This is a genomic window from Pseudomonas sp. FW300-N1A1 (genome assembly GCF_058789115.1).
Genome location: NZ_JBYTBK010000023.1, coordinates 18,910 through 34,062, shown reverse-complemented (window position 1 = coordinate 34,062; position 15,153 = coordinate 18,910). Strand labels below are relative to the sequence as shown.

The 15,153-nt window shown below is 58.1% G+C and carries 16 protein-coding genes; 9 read left to right on the top strand and 7 right to left on the bottom strand.

Annotation, left to right across the window (positions count from 1 at the left end; genetic code table 11):
- Positions 1–5 precede the first annotated feature (5 nt).
- Positions 6–644, top strand: coding sequence for an endonuclease III (nth, locus tag AC3WQN_RS16380; protein WP_095080032.1), 639 nt, complete (start codon positions 6–8; stop codon positions 642–644).
- Positions 645–751: 107 nt separating this feature from the next.
- Positions 752–931, top strand: coding sequence for a PA3496 family putative envelope integrity protein (locus tag AC3WQN_RS16375; RefSeq protein ID WP_095080031.1), 180 nt, complete (start codon positions 752–754; stop codon positions 929–931).
- Positions 932–1,099: 168 nt separating this feature from the next.
- Here the strand turns inward: AC3WQN_RS16375 and AC3WQN_RS16370 are convergent, their stop codons facing one another.
- Positions 1,100–1,726 carry a response regulator transcription factor gene (locus AC3WQN_RS16370; protein ID WP_095080030.1) on the bottom strand — a complete coding sequence of 209 codons (627 nt, stop codon included), beginning with the start codon at positions 1,724–1,726 and terminating at the stop codon, positions 1,100–1,102.
- A 405-nt stretch (positions 1,727–2,131) separates the two neighbouring features.
- Between AC3WQN_RS16370 and AC3WQN_RS16365 the strand changes: the two genes are divergently transcribed.
- Positions 2,132–2,947 (top strand): hypothetical protein, encoded by an 816-nt coding sequence (locus tag AC3WQN_RS16365; protein ID WP_256587310.1) that lies wholly within the window; start codon positions 2,132–2,134, stop codon positions 2,945–2,947.
- 113 nt (positions 2,948–3,060) lie between these two features.
- Here the strand turns inward: AC3WQN_RS16365 and AC3WQN_RS16360 are convergent, their stop codons facing one another.
- Positions 3,061–4,278: an argininosuccinate synthase gene (locus AC3WQN_RS16360; protein WP_103400841.1), complete on the bottom strand. Its 1,218-nt coding sequence runs from the start codon at positions 4,276–4,278 to the stop codon at positions 3,061–3,063.
- A gap of 128 nt (positions 4,279–4,406) precedes the next feature.
- Positions 4,407–5,315, bottom strand: coding sequence for a flagellar protein MotY (locus AC3WQN_RS16355; RefSeq protein WP_103400842.1), 909 nt, complete (start codon positions 5,313–5,315; stop codon positions 4,407–4,409).
- A 156-nt stretch (positions 5,316–5,471) separates the two neighbouring features.
- On the opposite strand from AC3WQN_RS16355, the gene pyrC reads away from it, so the two are divergent.
- Both pyrC and rnt read left to right on the top strand, forming a co-directional pair.
- Positions 5,472–6,518: a dihydroorotase gene (gene pyrC, locus AC3WQN_RS16350; protein ID WP_103400843.1), complete on the top strand. Its 1,047-nt coding sequence runs from the start codon at positions 5,472–5,474 to the stop codon at positions 6,516–6,518.
- The gene (gene rnt / locus AC3WQN_RS16345; RefSeq protein WP_095080027.1) at positions 6,515–7,186 is read left to right on the top strand and encodes a ribonuclease T; all 672 of its coding nucleotides are present in this window, start codon (positions 6,515–6,517) and stop codon (positions 7,184–7,186) included. Before pyrC ends, rnt begins: the two co-directional genes overlap by 4 nt.
- 72 nt (positions 7,187–7,258) lie before the next feature.
- Here the strand turns inward: rnt and AC3WQN_RS16340 are convergent, their stop codons facing one another.
- Positions 7,259–7,861: a peroxiredoxin gene (locus AC3WQN_RS16340; protein WP_103400844.1), complete on the bottom strand. Its 603-nt coding sequence runs from the start codon at positions 7,859–7,861 to the stop codon at positions 7,259–7,261.
- 316 nt (positions 7,862–8,177) lie between these two features.
- Here AC3WQN_RS16340 and AC3WQN_RS16335 point away from each other — a divergent pair, with 316 nt between their 5' ends.
- Together AC3WQN_RS16335 and bfr are read left to right on the top strand one after the other, a co-directional pair.
- Positions 8,178–8,396, top strand: a complete 219-nt coding sequence (locus tag AC3WQN_RS16335; RefSeq protein WP_093423249.1) for a bacterioferritin-associated ferredoxin — start codon at positions 8,178–8,180, stop codon at positions 8,394–8,396.
- Positions 8,397–8,596: 200 nt separating this feature from the next.
- Positions 8,597–9,070, top strand: a complete 474-nt coding sequence (gene bfr / locus AC3WQN_RS16330; RefSeq protein ID WP_095080025.1) for a bacterioferritin — start codon at positions 8,597–8,599, stop codon at positions 9,068–9,070.
- A 98-nt stretch (positions 9,071–9,168) separates the two neighbouring features.
- On the opposite strand, the gene grxD is transcribed toward bfr, so the two are convergent.
- Positions 9,169–9,510 (bottom strand): Grx4 family monothiol glutaredoxin, encoded by a 342-nt coding sequence (gene grxD, locus AC3WQN_RS16325; RefSeq protein WP_095080024.1) that lies wholly within the window; start codon positions 9,508–9,510, stop codon positions 9,169–9,171.
- Between the two features lie 97 nt (positions 9,511–9,607).
- Positions 9,608–11,716 (bottom strand): molybdopterin oxidoreductase family protein, encoded by a 2,109-nt coding sequence (locus AC3WQN_RS16320; RefSeq protein WP_103400845.1) that lies wholly within the window; start codon positions 11,714–11,716, stop codon positions 9,608–9,610.
- 452 nt (positions 11,717–12,168) lie between these two features.
- On the opposite strand from AC3WQN_RS16320, the gene argF reads away from it, so the two are divergent.
- Both argF and AC3WQN_RS16310 read left to right on the top strand, forming a co-directional pair.
- On the top strand, positions 12,169–13,089 hold the full coding sequence (argF, locus tag AC3WQN_RS16315; protein ID WP_103400846.1) for an ornithine carbamoyltransferase: 921 nt from the start codon (positions 12,169–12,171) through the stop codon (positions 13,087–13,089).
- Positions 13,086–14,195, top strand: coding sequence for an ABC transporter ATP-binding protein (locus AC3WQN_RS16310; RefSeq protein WP_103400847.1), 1,110 nt, complete (start codon positions 13,086–13,088; stop codon positions 14,193–14,195). Before argF ends, AC3WQN_RS16310 begins: the two co-directional genes overlap by 4 nt.
- Before the next feature lie 106 nt (positions 14,196–14,301).
- On the opposite strand, the gene AC3WQN_RS16305 is transcribed toward AC3WQN_RS16310, so the two are convergent.
- The gene (locus AC3WQN_RS16305) at positions 14,302–15,084 is read right to left on the bottom strand and encodes a PhzF family phenazine biosynthesis protein (protein ID WP_103400848.1); all 783 of its coding nucleotides are present in this window, start codon (positions 15,082–15,084) and stop codon (positions 14,302–14,304) included.
- Positions 15,085–15,153: the final 69 nt, after the last annotated feature.

Genomic DNA, 15,153 nt, shown 5'->3' with positions numbered 1-15,153 from the left:
TGCCCATGAATGCCGCAAAACGCCTGGAAATTTTCCGTCGGCTTCACGAAGACAATCCGGAACCGAAAACGGAATTGGCCTATGCCTCCCCCTTCGAACTGCTGATTGCGGTGATCCTCTCCGCCCAGTCCACGGACGTCGGCGTGAACAAGGCCACGGCCAGGCTGTTTCCGGTCGCCAATACCCCCGCGGCGATCCATGCTCTCGGCGTAGAGGGCCTGTCGCACTACATCAAGACGATCGGCCTGTACAACAGCAAGGCGAAGAATGTCATCGAGACGTGCAGGTTGCTGGTGGAGCGCCATGGCGGCGAAGTCCCGCAAACCCGCGAAGAATTGGAGGCATTGCCCGGTGTGGGCAGGAAGACCGCAAACGTGGTGCTCAATACCGCCTTTCGACAACTGACCATGGCGGTGGACACCCATATTTTCCGGGTCAGTAATCGTACAGGTCTGGCGCCCGGGAAAAATGTGCTGGAAGTGGAAGCCAAATTGATGAAGTTTGTTCCCAAGGAATATCTCCTCGACTCCCATCACTGGCTCATCCTGCATGGACGCTACGTATGCCTGGCCCGCAAGCCTCGTTGCGGGAGTTGCCGGATCGAGGACCTGTGCGAATACAAGCACAAAACCTCCGACGATTGAGGCGCTATTGCATTTATTGATTTATCGATTGAAAAAATCTTTTTTACCCGCCAGGAGATTGTCGATATAAGAAGCGCCAATGGCAGTCTTAGCCTGGAGTTGACCTTATGAGCACTGGCAAAGAACAACTGGACGTAGAAGACGACTTCACCCCTGTTGAGGCCGATGATGTTGAGCCCGTGGCAGAGGTGGCAAAGACCAACCTGAGCAAGCGTCGCACCATCGATAACCTCCTGGAGGAGCGCCGCCTGCAAAAGCAACTGGCCGACTACGACTTTGATCTTTAACACTGAAAGCCTCCTTGACGGGAGGCTTTTCATTTAGCCATCACTCACTGCCCTCACCCATCACCTGAACAGTTTTCTCCGGATAAATCGCTCCAGGAGGACTAAAGCCGTTCAACAACCTCCCAAGCGCCCCCCACTGCTTACCAAAATCACTGGAGCCCTGCGCGCTCAAACCAGGCCGTTACGTTGCGCCAGCTCGATCAAATCGACCAGCGAGCGCGCGTTCAGTTTGAGCAGCAGACGGGTTTTGTAAGTGCTGACGGTCTTATTGCTCAAAAACATCCCATCGGCAATTTCCTTGTTGGTCTTGCCTCGCGCCAGCTGCTGCAACACCATCATTTCCCGTCCGGAAAGCCGATCCACCATATCGGCTTCACTGGCATTCCCCAAACTTGAACGGACCGTGTGCAACGCTTGATTCGGGAAGTAGCTGTACCCCGACAGCACAGCCTTGATAGCGCTCAACAATTCGGTGAGATCCTGCTGCTTGCAGACATACCCGGCAGACCCCGCCTGCATGCAGCGCATCGAGAAATGTCCCGGAGCCTGAGACGTCAGAACCAGTACTTTCGCAGGCGAGGGCGTCGAAGACAATCGCGCAATAACTTCCAGGCCATCAAGTTTCGGGATGCCGATGTCCAGTATTACAATATCCGGTAGATGCTCACGAGCAAGTTGCAACGCGTCTACGCCATTATCCGTTTCAGCAATGACTTCGTAGCCATGACGTTCCATTAGCATACGTACAGCAAGACGAATGACGGGGTGATCATCCACGATCAGCACTTTATTCATGGGCAATTCCAATTTTCGCTGTTCGAATGTTTAGAACCCGCACAATAGCCTAGTCGTTTCGACCTTGGGATGGTGACCTGCCCAACCACCCACACCAAGAGACATTCCCTACAAATATTAAGGACGCATCCTACAAGAACTCACAAAAAACTATGTCTCTTAAAGTTTACTTGGTGCTCCACAAGCCAGACTCCCTGACATTTCCCGCTCAGCACACAACACAAAAAAAAGCCGAGACAATGAAAATACTATTGCGACTTTCTTTCAACACTGACCTATCATAAAACAAACCACCAACAACAAACCGATACCAAAACACACTAACTCATCTAAAAAAAACATCATCCACCTAATAACTTTCACACACCTTAAAATCCAAGAACAGGACACTTACGAGAACCCAACATGAAAAAACCTCAAAAGAAAATAATAAACCCAATGAGTATCATCGCGATATTCGCGACTCTCTCCGAAACATCCGCGGCCGTCTCGCTCCCGTTCCTTGACGAGGATGACCGGGAGATTTACATCTGGTTCCTGATCAGCTTCCCCTTCTACCTGCTCTTCCTGTTCTTTTACACTTTAAACTTTAACTACAAGTCACTGTACGCGCCTTCCGACTTCCAAAAGAGCAAGCAGTTTATAAAAGTCATTGACGATACTGCACGATCAGAAACGAACAGAGGCACCAACCTTGCCAAGATGGATAAACAAACCCTGCAAGCGCCAGCAAAAAAAGAGCACGTGGAACGGTCAAATAAACGGCGTCGGGCAGAGCTGTACGCCAGGTCCGACTATCTGCCTCCAAGTATGCAAGACCCGCCAGGCATCGCTGCCAGTGACTACCTGAGCGCACAACATCAAATCTCTTTACCGAAATCGATACAGACTATTCGCATCATGGATGCCCGCTGGATCCGCAAGAAAAAAGAACTCAGACACCTGGCTGCCGGCGTCAATGAACGCGAACAAAATCACCGCAAAGCCATCATACTTCTTAGTTGCCATGACTCCGCACACATCGTTAACGGAAACTCATTCAAGGAGACGAGTACAAAGACACCCACCCTCACAAACGGTTTTTACATGATTTACAACTTGAGCACGCAGGCAGTAACCGTCATCGATCAGGACTCCAATTCACCCGACTACCCGAGTGAGGAAAAATCGCGACAGAACAACGCAAGAGAGAAGGAAGACAGGAAGATTTCAGAGCACTGAAGCGTCAACTTCAGTCACAGGGACTCAACGCAGGATCGACACACACAAAATTCTTCGCTCGAATTGTGGCCCCGCACCACGCGGGACCACAGTTCGTAACTAGCAAGGCAACATCAGAACAGCTTGCGGCCTTTATTCGCCGCGATGCGCATACGCAGCGCATTGAGCTTGATGAAGCCGGCGGCATCAGCCTGGTTGTACGCGCCGCCATCTTCTTCGAAGGTTGCGATGTTGGCGTCGAACAACGACTCGTCAGACTTGCGACCGGTGACGATCACGTTGCCCTTGTACAGTTTCAGGCGAACGACGCCACTCACGTGCGCCTGGGAGGCGTCGATCATCTGTTGCAGCATCAGGCGCTCAGGGCTCCACCAGTAGCCGGTGTAGATCAGGCTGGCATACTTGGGCATCAACTCGTCTTTGAGGTGAGCCACTTCGCGGTCCAGGGTGATCGATTCGATGGCACGGTGAGCGCGCAGCATGATGGTGCCGCCAGGTGTCTCGTAGCAGCCACGGGATTTCATGCCGACATAGCGGTTCTCGACGATATCGAGACGGCCGATACCGTGTTCGCCACCGATGCGGTTGAGGGTCGCCAGCACGGTAGCCGGGCTCATCTCGACGCCGTCCAGTGCAACGATGTCACCGTTACGGTAAGTCAGTTCCAGGTACTGCGGCTTGTCCGGTGCTTTCTCCGGGGAGACGGTCCAACGCCACATGTCTTCTTCATGCTCGGTCCAGGTGTCTTCCAGCACGCCGCCTTCATAGGAGATGTGCAGCAGGTTGGCATCCATCGAGTACGGGGATTTTTTCTTGCCGTGGCGCTCGATCGGGATCGCGTGCTTCTCGGCATAGTCCATCAGCTTCTCGCGGGACAGCAGGTCCCACTCGCGCCATGGAGCGATGACTTTCACGCCCGGCTTGAGTGCATACGCGCCCAGTTCGAAACGTACCTGATCGTTGCCCTTGCCCGTGGCGCCGTGAGAAATGGCGTCAGCGCCGGTTTCGTTGGCGATTTCGATCAAGCGCTTGGCGATCAGTGGACGCGCGATGGAAGTACCCAGCAGGTACTCGCCTTCGTAAACGGTGTTGGCGCGGAACATCGGGAACACGAAATCACGCACGAACTCTTCGCGCAGATCGTCGATGTAGATTTCTTTTACGCCCATGGCTTGTGCCTTGGCGCGAGCTGGTTCGACCTCTTCGCCCTGACCCAGGTCAGCGGTGAAGGTCACCACTTCACAGTTATAAGTATCCTGCAGCCACTTGAGGATCACCGAAGTGTCCAGGCCGCCGGAATACGCCAGAACGACCTTGTTTACGTCCGCCATGCCATCACTCCACGGGGTTCTACGGAAAGCCGATAAGTCTAACGCTGCGGGAGGATAATTTACAGAGGCGCGACAGCTTATGACGACGAAGCGACAGATTATGTCGAGCGGGCGACGATTTCAGCCGTTCAGGATGCCGTACCCGCGCTGCCGCTGGAGCTGACTTGCGGGGCAGGATCCTGCACGGGCTCGACCCGCTCAAGTTGTACATTGACCCGGCGGTTTTTCGCCCGATTGGCCGTATTGGTATTGGGGGCCAGGGGGTAACGTTCACCATGGAAGCGCAGGGTGATCTGCGACTCGGCAATGCCATTGGCCTTGAGGTAATCCATCACCGCCAGCGCCCTGCGCCGGGACAAATCACGATTGGTCAGACGGTTGCCGCTGTTATCGGAATGCCCGTCGACCTCAATGTGATTGACCGTCGGATCAGCCTTCATGAACACCAGCATCACCTGCAACCTGGCCTTGGCCTGTGCGTCCAGTTCAATACCGCCGCCCGGAAAACCGACCTGGGCCTGCTTCACCTGGTCATAATTCATGGGCAGCAACTTGGCGACACAGCCCTGGTAATCGGCATAGGCCTTGCTGAACCTGACCGGCAGCAAACGTACTTCCGACACCCGGCCATCACGCGCGTAATGCCGAACCAGTGGACTGCGCCCGTCCATCAAGCCGCCGATGAGGCGCCCGGCCTGAAGCTGCGAACTGTCGAACAACACGTCGCCGCTGCCCAGCCTGACTGAGCCCAGGTTGATATCACCCCGCCCAGGCTGCCACGGCGCCGCGGCGGCCAGCAAGGTCGCCGAGCCACCGGCCAGCATCGGGTTATAGGCCTTCAAGCGAAACGTCGCCTGCTCGCCCGCTCGCCGCACGAACTCACCCGAACCGAAATCGGTAATCGGCTGTGTCAGGCGGCATTCGAACTTGTCACCTTCGACCTTCCACTCAATGCTCTCCAGGCGTGTCTGGAAAGTGAGCGCCATGGCGGGAAGGCTGGCAAACACACTGAGCAAGGCTAGATAACGCTGGCGCACGGGAGGCTCCACTGACTTCTACAATAAAAAGACCGACACACACGTTTACGGCATACCTTTGTAATATCGGAAGCCTACGACAAAACTTGATAGCGGGTGCCTGCGAGAGTCTTTTCCGGTAGCATTCCCATGAGTTTTACCCGCCTGGAATCCCCAATGTCCGACCGCCTGACCCTGCTGCGTCCCGACGACTGGCATATTCATCTTCGCGATGGTGCTGTGTTGCCCAATACAGTGGCGGATGTCGCGCGCACCTTTGGTCGCGCCATCATCATGCCTAACCTGGTACCGCCGGTGCGTAACGCCGCTGAAGCCGACGCCTATCGCCAGCGTATTCTCGCTGCGCGCCCGGCCGGTAGCCGCTTCGAACCGCTGATGGTGCTCTACCTGACCGACCGCACGACCGCCGACGAAATTCGCACGGCCAAGGCCTGCGGTTTTGTTCACGCCGCCAAGCTGTATCCGGCCGGTGCGACCACCAACTCGGATTCTGGCGTAACCAGCATCGACAAGATCTTCCCTGCGATCGAGGCCATGGCCGAAGTCGGGATGCCCTTGCTGGTCCACGGTGAAATCACCCGTGGCGACGTCGACGTCTTCGACCGCGAAAAGATCTTCATCGACGAGCACATGCGTCGTGTCGTGGAACGTTTTCCAACGCTCAAGGTAGTGTTCGAACACATCACCACCAGCGATGCCGTGCAGTTCGTCAATGAGGCTTCGGCCAACGTGGGCGCGACCATCACCGCCCATCACCTGCTATACAACCGCAACCACATGCTGGTCGGCGGGATTCGCCCGCACTTCTATTGCCTGCCGATCCTCAAGCGCAACACCCACCAGGTCGCCCTGCTGGATGCCGCCACCAGCGGCAGCGAGAAGTTCTTCCTGGGCACCGACTCGGCGCCCCACGCCCAGCACGCCAAAGAAGCAGCCTGTGGCTGTGCCGGGTGCTACACCGCCTATGCCGCGATCGAGATGTACGCCGAAGCCTTTGAACAGCGCAACGCGCTGGACAAGCTCGAAGCCTTCGCCAGCCTCAACGGCCCGCGCTTCTATGGCCTGCCGGTGAACACTGACCGCATCACCCTGGTCCGCGAAGAATGGACCGCCCCAACCAGCCTGCCGTTCGGCGAGCTGACTGTCATCCCGCTGCGCGCCGGTGAAAAACTGCGCTGGCGCCTGCTGGAGGAACACGCGTGAGTGAAGACCATTACGACGACGAACAGGAAGGCCAGGGCGGCGGTTCACGCCACCCGATGGCTGCCCGGTTCCGTGGATATCTGCCCGTCGTCGTCGACGTTGAAACCGGTGGTTTCAACTGTGCCACTGACGCCTTGCTGGAAATCGCCGCGACAACCATCAGCATGGACGAAAAGGGCTTTGTGTACCCTGATCACACCTATTTCTTCCGTGTCGAGCCGTTCGAAGGCGCCAACATCGAAGCCGCTGCACTGGAGTTCACCGGGATCAAGCTCGATCACCCACTGCGCATGGCGGTGAGTGAAGAGAGCGCGCTGACCGACATCTTCCGTGGTGTGCGCAAGGCGTTGAAAGCCAACGGCTGCAAGCGGGCCATCCTGGTCGGCCACAACAGTAGCTTCGACCTGGGTTTCCTCAACGCCGCGGCCGCGCGCCTGGATATGAAGCGTAACCCGTTTCACCCGTTCTCCAGCTTCGACACCGCCACACTGGCCGGCCTGGCTTACGGCCAGACCGTACTGGCCAAGGCATGCCAGGCAGCGGACATCGACTTCGACGGACGTGAGGCCCACTCGGCTCGCTACGACACCGAGAAGACCGCTGATCTGTTCTGCGGCATCGTCAACCGCTGGAAGCAAATGGGCGGCTGGGAAGACTTCAACGACTGATCGAGTCGCAGGTTTCTTGCGCCCATGAAAAACCGGCCACTGAGGCCGGTTTTTTTATACCTGACGCTTGGCTTACAGTGCCGCAGCGTGCTCGGTCAGGTAAGCAGCAACGCCTTCTGGCGAAGCGGTCATGCCTTTGTCGCCTTTTTTCCAGTTGGCCGGGCAAACTTCACCGTGCTCTTCGTGGAATTGCAGGGCGTCGACCAGACGGATCAGCTCTTCCATGTTACGGCCCAGCGGCAGGTCGTTGACGATCTGCGAGCGGACAACGCCTTTGTCGTCGATCAGGAACGCGCCACGGAACGCCACGCCGCCTTCGGACTCAACGTCGTAGGCCTTGGCGATGTCGTGCTTCATGTCAGCAGCCATGATGTACTTGACCTGACCGATGCCGCCGGCGTTGACCGAGGTGTTGCGCCAGGCGTTGTGGGTGAAGTGCGAGTCGATCGAAACAGCGATCACTTCAACGTTACGCGCCTTGAAATCAGCCATGCGGTTGTCCAGAGCAATCAGCTCGGACGGGCAAACGAAGGTGAAGTCCAGCGGGTAGAAGAACACCAGGCCGTATTTGCCTTTGATGGCCGACGACAGGGTGAAGCTGTCGACGATTTCGCCATTGCCGAGTACGGCCGGAACGGTGAAGTCAGGGGCTTGTTTGCCTACGAGTACGCTCATTGAATATTTCCTGGTGTGGTGGCGTGATGAACGGTATCGAACCAGTCTGTCGGGATTAAACGACAGGTTGATGAATCGACTGCCCTTCGCGAGGACCGACCATCATACACTGCGTTTTTGACCTGTCCTCAACGGTTTTTCCAATGGGCCAAAAAACCCGGCAACGGGCCTGCAGACAACCTCAGGGAGCGCTTCGTACCGTTCGTCAGGCGAATGTGGATCCGCCACACATCGCCGGGAAAGCACTTTGACAATCATTCTCGTTAACATTAAGATCCATCGCAATTGAGCCCTAACCAGCGACGGTTCTCACCTTATGTATGTCTGCCTCTGCACTGGCGTCACCGACGGTAAAATCCGCGATGCAATCTACGAAGGTTGCTGCAGCTACCGTGAAGTGCGCGAAGCCACCGGCGTTGCCAGTCAATGCGGCAAATGTGCCTGCCTTGCCAAGCAAGTGGTCCGCGAAACCCTCGCCGACCTGCAGTTGAGCCAGGCCGCTATCCCCTACCCTGTAGAATTTTCTGCAGCGTGAAATAGAGCATTCCAAAGAACCGGACCCAGCGTCCGGTTTTTTTATGCCCATAATTCAATCGCTTAGCGTTCGGATGCGGAACACAAACATTCTTATTCCGATTAATTTTTATATATTATTCAATAACTTAGGTTTGACACTAAGTACTTGCCGGCTCAAACTCTGCCTTATATACGGTAATTAAAGGGCAGGACCCCATCATGAAAGGCGACGTCACAGTCATCCAGCACCTCAACAAGATTCTTGCCAATGAGCTGGTCGCAATCAATCAGTACTTCCTGCATGCGCGCATGTATGAAGATTGGGGCCTGAACAAGCTTGGCAAGCACGAGTACCACGAATCCATCGACGAGATGAAACACGCGGACAAGCTGATCAAGCGCATCCTGTTCCTCGAAGGCCTGCCCAACGTCCAGGACCTGGGCAAGCTGCAGATCGGCGAGCACACCAAGGAAATGCTGGAGTGCGACCTGCGTATCGAGCGTACCGGCCATGCCGACCTCAAGGTCGCGATCGCCCATTGCGAAACGGTCGGCGACTTCGGCAGCCGTGAACTGCTCGAAGATATTCTTGAATCCGAAGAAGAACATATCGACTGGCTGGAAACCCAACTGGGCCTGATCGACAAAGTGGGCATGGAAAACTATCTGCAATCGCAGATGGGCGACGAGTAAGTTACCGCTCGTTAAATCCGCCACACTAAAAAGCCCCGCCCTCTTACGAGAGGCGGGGCTTTTTATTACCTGCAGGGGCCGCGGCCCCTACTGGTGGATCAGGCTTCTGTCTTGGCTGCAGCGGCTTTGGCCGAAGCATCCTTGATCAGTGCCTGCAACGAACCGTCTGCAGCCATTTCGATCATGATGTCGCTACCGCCGACCAGTTCGCCACCTACCCACAGTTGCGGGAAGGTTGGCCAGTTGGCGTACTTTGGCAGGTTGGCGCGAATTTCCGGGTTCTGCAGGATGTCCACGTAAGCGAACTTCTCACCACAGCCCATGACCGCCTGAGCGGCTTTCGCGGAAAAGCCACACTGTGGCGCATTCGGCGAGCCTTTCATGTAAAGCAGAATGGTGTTGTTGGCAATCTGCTCTTTAATAGTTTCGATGATATCCATGAAGCACCTCGGCTGAACTTTCCGACTCAGTTGTCGGCACGGTGGCGCATTGTAACGGAAAGCCGGGCGCGATGCTCGGCCTCCCCGACAGACATGCCTACGCGGCGGCCACCGTCACCGGCACCCCATTGAGCGCCGCATTGCCGGACAACTCATCCAGTTGCTGCTCATCGGTCAGGTCATTGGCGCTGGAGCCAGGCTGCCCCATGGCGATGGTCATCTGCACGCCCGGCCGGGCATGTCCCCAGCCATGGGGCAGACTGACCACCCCCTTCATCATCTCGACACTGCCCAGCACCTCGACCTCGATCGCCCCGACCCGCGAGCTGACCCGCACCCGCTGACCGTCGTTGAGCCCGCGGCTGGCAAGATCCTCCGGGTGCATCAGCAACTGATGACGCGGCTTACCCTTCACCAGGCGGTGATAATTGTGCATCCACGAATTGTTGCTGCGCACATGGCGACGGCCGATCAACAACAACTCATCAGCGACCGGTACCTGTTGCGCGGCAAATCGCGCCAGGTCGCCCAGGATCGCTGGCGGCGCGGCCTGCACTCGCTGATTCGCAGTTTTCAGGCGCGGTGCAAGGTTGGCCTTGAGCGGCCCCAGGTCGATGCCATGGGGGTGATCGAACAGGCTCGCCACCGACAGTTTGTACGGTGAAGCATCGCCATAGCGGCCGGCGCGCAAACCAAAATCGATCATCTGCGCCGGTGGCATCGTGGGCTTGAGTTCTTTGCCGGTCCGGGCCGCAAACGCCTTGGCCAACCCGACGAAAATCTCCCAGTCATGCAGCGCGCCCTCGGGCTTGGGCAGGATGGCCCGGTTGAATCGGCTGACATTGCGCACGGCGAACATATTGAACGTCGTATCGTAGTGATCGTTTTCCAGCGCAGAGGTCGACGGCAGGATCAGATCGGCATAGCGCGTGGTCTCGTTGATGTACAAGTCGATGCTGACCATGAACTCCAGCCCATCCAGCGCCTGTTCCAGCTGTCGACCATTGGGAGTCGACAGCACCGGGTTACCGGCCACGGTCACCAGCGCACGCACCTGCCCCTCCCCTTCGGTGAGCATCTCTTCGGCCAGCGCCGACACCGGCAACTCACCGCCGTATTCCGGGCGCCCGGACACACGGCTTTGCCACTGATTGAAATGCCCGCCCGAGGTCGACGCCACCAGATCGACAGCCGGTTCGGTGCACAGTGCGCCTCCGACCCGATCCAGGTTACCGCTGACCAGGTTGATCAACTGCACCAGCCAATGGCACAGGGTACCGAACGCCTGGGTGGAAATGCCCATGCGGCCATAACAAACCGCGGTCCTGGCGGCGGCGAAATCCCGGGCCAGTTGCCGAATCTGCCCGGCCGGTACAGCGCACAGCGGGCTCATCGCTTCAGCACTGAAGCCGCTGACCGCCTGGCGAACCTCCTCAAGCCCATCGACCGGCAAATGACTGTCGCGCGTCAGGCCTTCGCTGAACAGGGTATTGAGCAAGCCGAACAACAGCGCCGCATCGCCTCCCGGGCGGACAAACAGATGCTGGTCGGCAATCGCCGCTGTCTCGCTGCGCCTCGGGTCGACCACCACCACCTTGCCGCCCCGTGCCTGAATCGCCTTCAGGCGCTTTTCCACGTCCGGCACGGTCATGATGCTGCCATTGGAGGCCAGCGGGTTGCCGCCCAGGATCAGCATGAAGTCGGTGTGATCGATGTCGGGAATCGGCAACAGCAGCCCGTGGCCGTACATCAAATGACTGGTCAGGTGATGGGGCAACTGGTCGACCGAAGTCGCGGAGTAGCGGTTTCGGGTTTTCAGCAGGCCGAGAAAATAGTTGCTGTGGGTCATCAACCCATAGTTGTGCACGCTGGGGTTGCCCTGATACACCGCGACGGCGTTCTGGCCATGGCGCTCCTGAATCGCTGCAAGGCGCTCAGCCACCAGGGCAAAAGCGTCTTCCCAGGCAATCGCTTGCCACTCGCTGCCCACGCGTTGCATGGGGTGGCGCAGGCGATCGGGATCGTTCTGGATATCCTGCAAGGCCACTGCCTTGGGGCAGATATGGCCGCGACTGAAGCTGTCTTGCGCGTCGCCCTTGATCGAGGTGATCTGCAGGCCGGCATCGTCGGTTGCCGTGGCTTCGATGGTCAAGCCGCAAATGGCTTCACACAGGTGGCACGCACGGTAATTGAGAGTCTTGGTCATGGCCAGTCTCTGTTTTATTCGGGGCAACCAACGCACGGTTGCGGGAACAAAACTATGGGCCGTGACCGGCCGCCGCGCCAGCGACGTTCGTCTTGTGAATCGCCGGCCATCAGGCCTGCCGATAGCGGCCCCGGGCACCGGGCCCTATCAGTCAGAAACCGACCAGGGCGACACCTTGAACGCCTCGCTCGATTGCCAAGGCGCGCGAGGGCAGTGTACAAAGGAGTGGCTGCAGTCAGGAAACAGGCTTCATAAGCGCTACCGCGATCGTCCCGTAGCCCCTCTGAAATCCCCTAAAAACCGTAGCCTATTGGTAAGACGCGACATTTAGTGTCAATATCGCGCCTTCCCCTATTTCGTCGCCCCGTGCGGCTTACGCCGCAGGTCTCGCCCGTTTTCCAATGAAACAAGGCTTTGAGTATCTGCGGTCCGTTGCAAAAAGGTAGTCAATGATGAGCGCAAGGCACTTTCTCTCCCTGATGGATTGCACGCCCGAAGAGCTGGTCAGCGTGATCCGTCGAGGCATTGAGCTCAAAGACCTGCGTAACCGCGGCGTACTGTTCGAGCCGTTGAAAAACCGCGTCCTGGGCATGATTTTCGAGAAGTCCTCGACCCGCACTCGCCTGTCGTTCGAAGCCGGCATGATCCAACTGGGCGGCCAGGCGATTTTCCTTTCGCCGCGCGACACCCAACTGGGGCGCGGCGAGCCGATCGGCGACTGCGCCATCGTCATGTCGCGCATGCTCGATGCGGTGATGATCCGCACCTTCGCCCACAGCACCCTGACCGAATTTGCCGCCAACTCGCGCGTACCGGTGATCAACGGCTTGTCCGATGACCTGCACCCGTGCCAGCTGCTGGCCGACATGCAAACCTTCCTTGAGCATCGTGGTTCGATCCAGGGCAAGACCGTCGCCTGGATCGGCGATGGCAACAACATGTGCAACAGCTATATAGAAGCCGCCATCCAGTTCGACTTCCAGTTGCGCATCGCCTGCCCCGAGGGTTACGAACCCAACCCGGAATTCGTGGCAAGAGCAGGTGACCGCGTGACCATCGTCCGCGATCCCAAGGATGCCGTGCTGGGCGCTCATCTGGTCAGCACCGACGTCTGGACCTCCATGGGCCAGGAAGAAGAAACCGCCAAGCGCCTTACATTGTTCGCGCCGTTCCAGGTCAATCGCGCCCTGCTCGATCTGGCCGCAGAGGATGTCCTGTTCATGCACTGCCTACCCGCCCACCGCGGCGAAGAAATCAGCCTCGACCTGCTGGATGACCCGCGCTCGGTCGCCTGGGACCAGGCAGAAAACCGTCTTCACGCACAAAAGGCCTTGCTCGAGTTTCTCGTCGAGCCTGCGTACCATCACGCATGAGCCATCCATTACTGCTGAACCTGCGCAACCTGGCCTGCGGTTATCAAGACCAGCGGGTCGTTCAGAACCTCAACCTGCACCTCAATGCCGGTGACATCGGCTGCCTGCTCGGTTCATCCGGTTGCGGCAAGACCACAACCCTGCGTGCGATTGCAGGCTTCGAGCCGATTCACGAAGGGGAAATCCAGCTGGCGGGTGAAACCATCTCCAGCGCCGGCTTTACCCTCGCCCCGGAGAAACGCCGGATCGGCATGGTGTTCCAGGACTATGCCCTGTTTCCGCACCTGAGCGTGGCCGACAACATTGCCTTCGGCATTCGCAAGCACCCGGACAAAGAACGGGTCACCGCCGAGATGCTGGAGCTGGTCAATCTCAAGCACCTGGGCAAGCGCTTCCCCCACGAACTGTCTGGCGGCCAGCAGCAACGGGTCGCACTGGCCCGGGCCCTGGCGCCAGAGCCACAACTCTTGTTGCTGGACGAACCGTTTTCCAACCTCGATGGCGAATTGCGCCGCAAGTTGAGCCACGAAGTCCGGGATATCCTCAAGAGCCGGGGCACCAGCGCGATTCTAGTGACCCACGACCAGGAAGAAGCCTTCGCGGTCAGCGACCAGGTCGGGGTGTTCAAGGAAGGTCGACTGGAACAGTGGGACACGCCCTACAACCTGTACCACGAACCACTGACGCCTTTCGTTGCCAGTTTCATCGGCCAGGGCTACTTCATTCGTGGTCAGTTGCAGACCCCCGAATCGGTGCAAACCGAGCTCGGCGAGCTGCGCGGTAATCGTGCTTACACTTGGCCAATCGGCGGTGCCGTGGACGTGTTGCTGCGTCCCGACGACATTGTCTATGCCCCCGACAGCCCGTTGAGAGCGCGGATCGTGGGCAAGTCGTTCCTCGGTGCCTCGACCCTGTATCGCCTGCAACTGCCGACGGGCAGCCAGCTGGAGTCGATCTTTCCAAGCCACGCCGACCACCTGGTCGGTGCCGAAGTCGGGATTCGCGTGGCGGCTGAACACCTGGTGCTGTTCCAGGCGTCCGGTAGCATGGCCGCGCAGATTGAGTCGATCGAGTCAGGGGTTCGGCGGTACAGTACTGCCATCTGAACAGAGTTCGCTTGATCATTCCCACGCTCTGCGTGGGAATGCCTCAAGGGACGCTCCCTCGGAGCGTCACGAACTGCATTCCCACGCGAAAGCATGGGTACAATCATCAATCCAACATCAACGTCCCGCTGGCCACCAGCGTCGCGTGACCGCCGATTTTCACCCGACTGCCTTCCAGGCGGCAGAACAACTCCCCTCCCCGCGCCGAACGCTGAAACGCCGTCAGCCTGGTTTTGTCCAGACGCTGCGCCCAATAGGGGATCAACAGGCAATGGGTCGACCCGGTGACCGGGTCCTCGTTGATACCGATGGCCGGGGCAAAATACCTCGACACGAAATCATGCTGTGCTCCACGGGCCGTCACGATCGCCCCCAGCCAAGGCAGCTTCGCCAGCGCAGCCATGTCAGGCTGGCAATCGATGACTGCCTGCTCTGACTCCAGCACCACCAACAATTCGTTTGAACCCAGCACCTCGACCGGTTGCACCCCCAGCGCCCGCGCCACTTGCTGGTGATCCTGCACTTCACGGGCCTCGATGGCAGGAAAGTCCAGCCACAGCCGCCCGTCTTCCCGAGTCACACTCAAGGGCCCGGACTGGCTGATGAAGTCCAGGCGCTCGGCCGGCTCGTGAAAGACCTCAAACAATACATAGGCACTGGCCAGCGTCGCATGCCCACACAAGGGTACTTCGGTAGCTGGCGTGAACCAGCGGATGCGCCAACCCTCGGCTTCGCGCACCACAAACGCTGTTTCGGCGAGGTTGTGTTCGGCGGCGATTTGTTGCATCAGCTCATCGTTGAGCCAGGTATCGAGCCGATAGACCATCGCCGGGTTGCCACTGAACGGGCGCTCGCTGAACGCATCGACCTGATGAAACGCTAACTGCATGGCACTGACCTCCTTGTGATAAGTCGGACGCGAGCATGCAGTAACCGTCGCCAGCCGGGCAGAGACAGA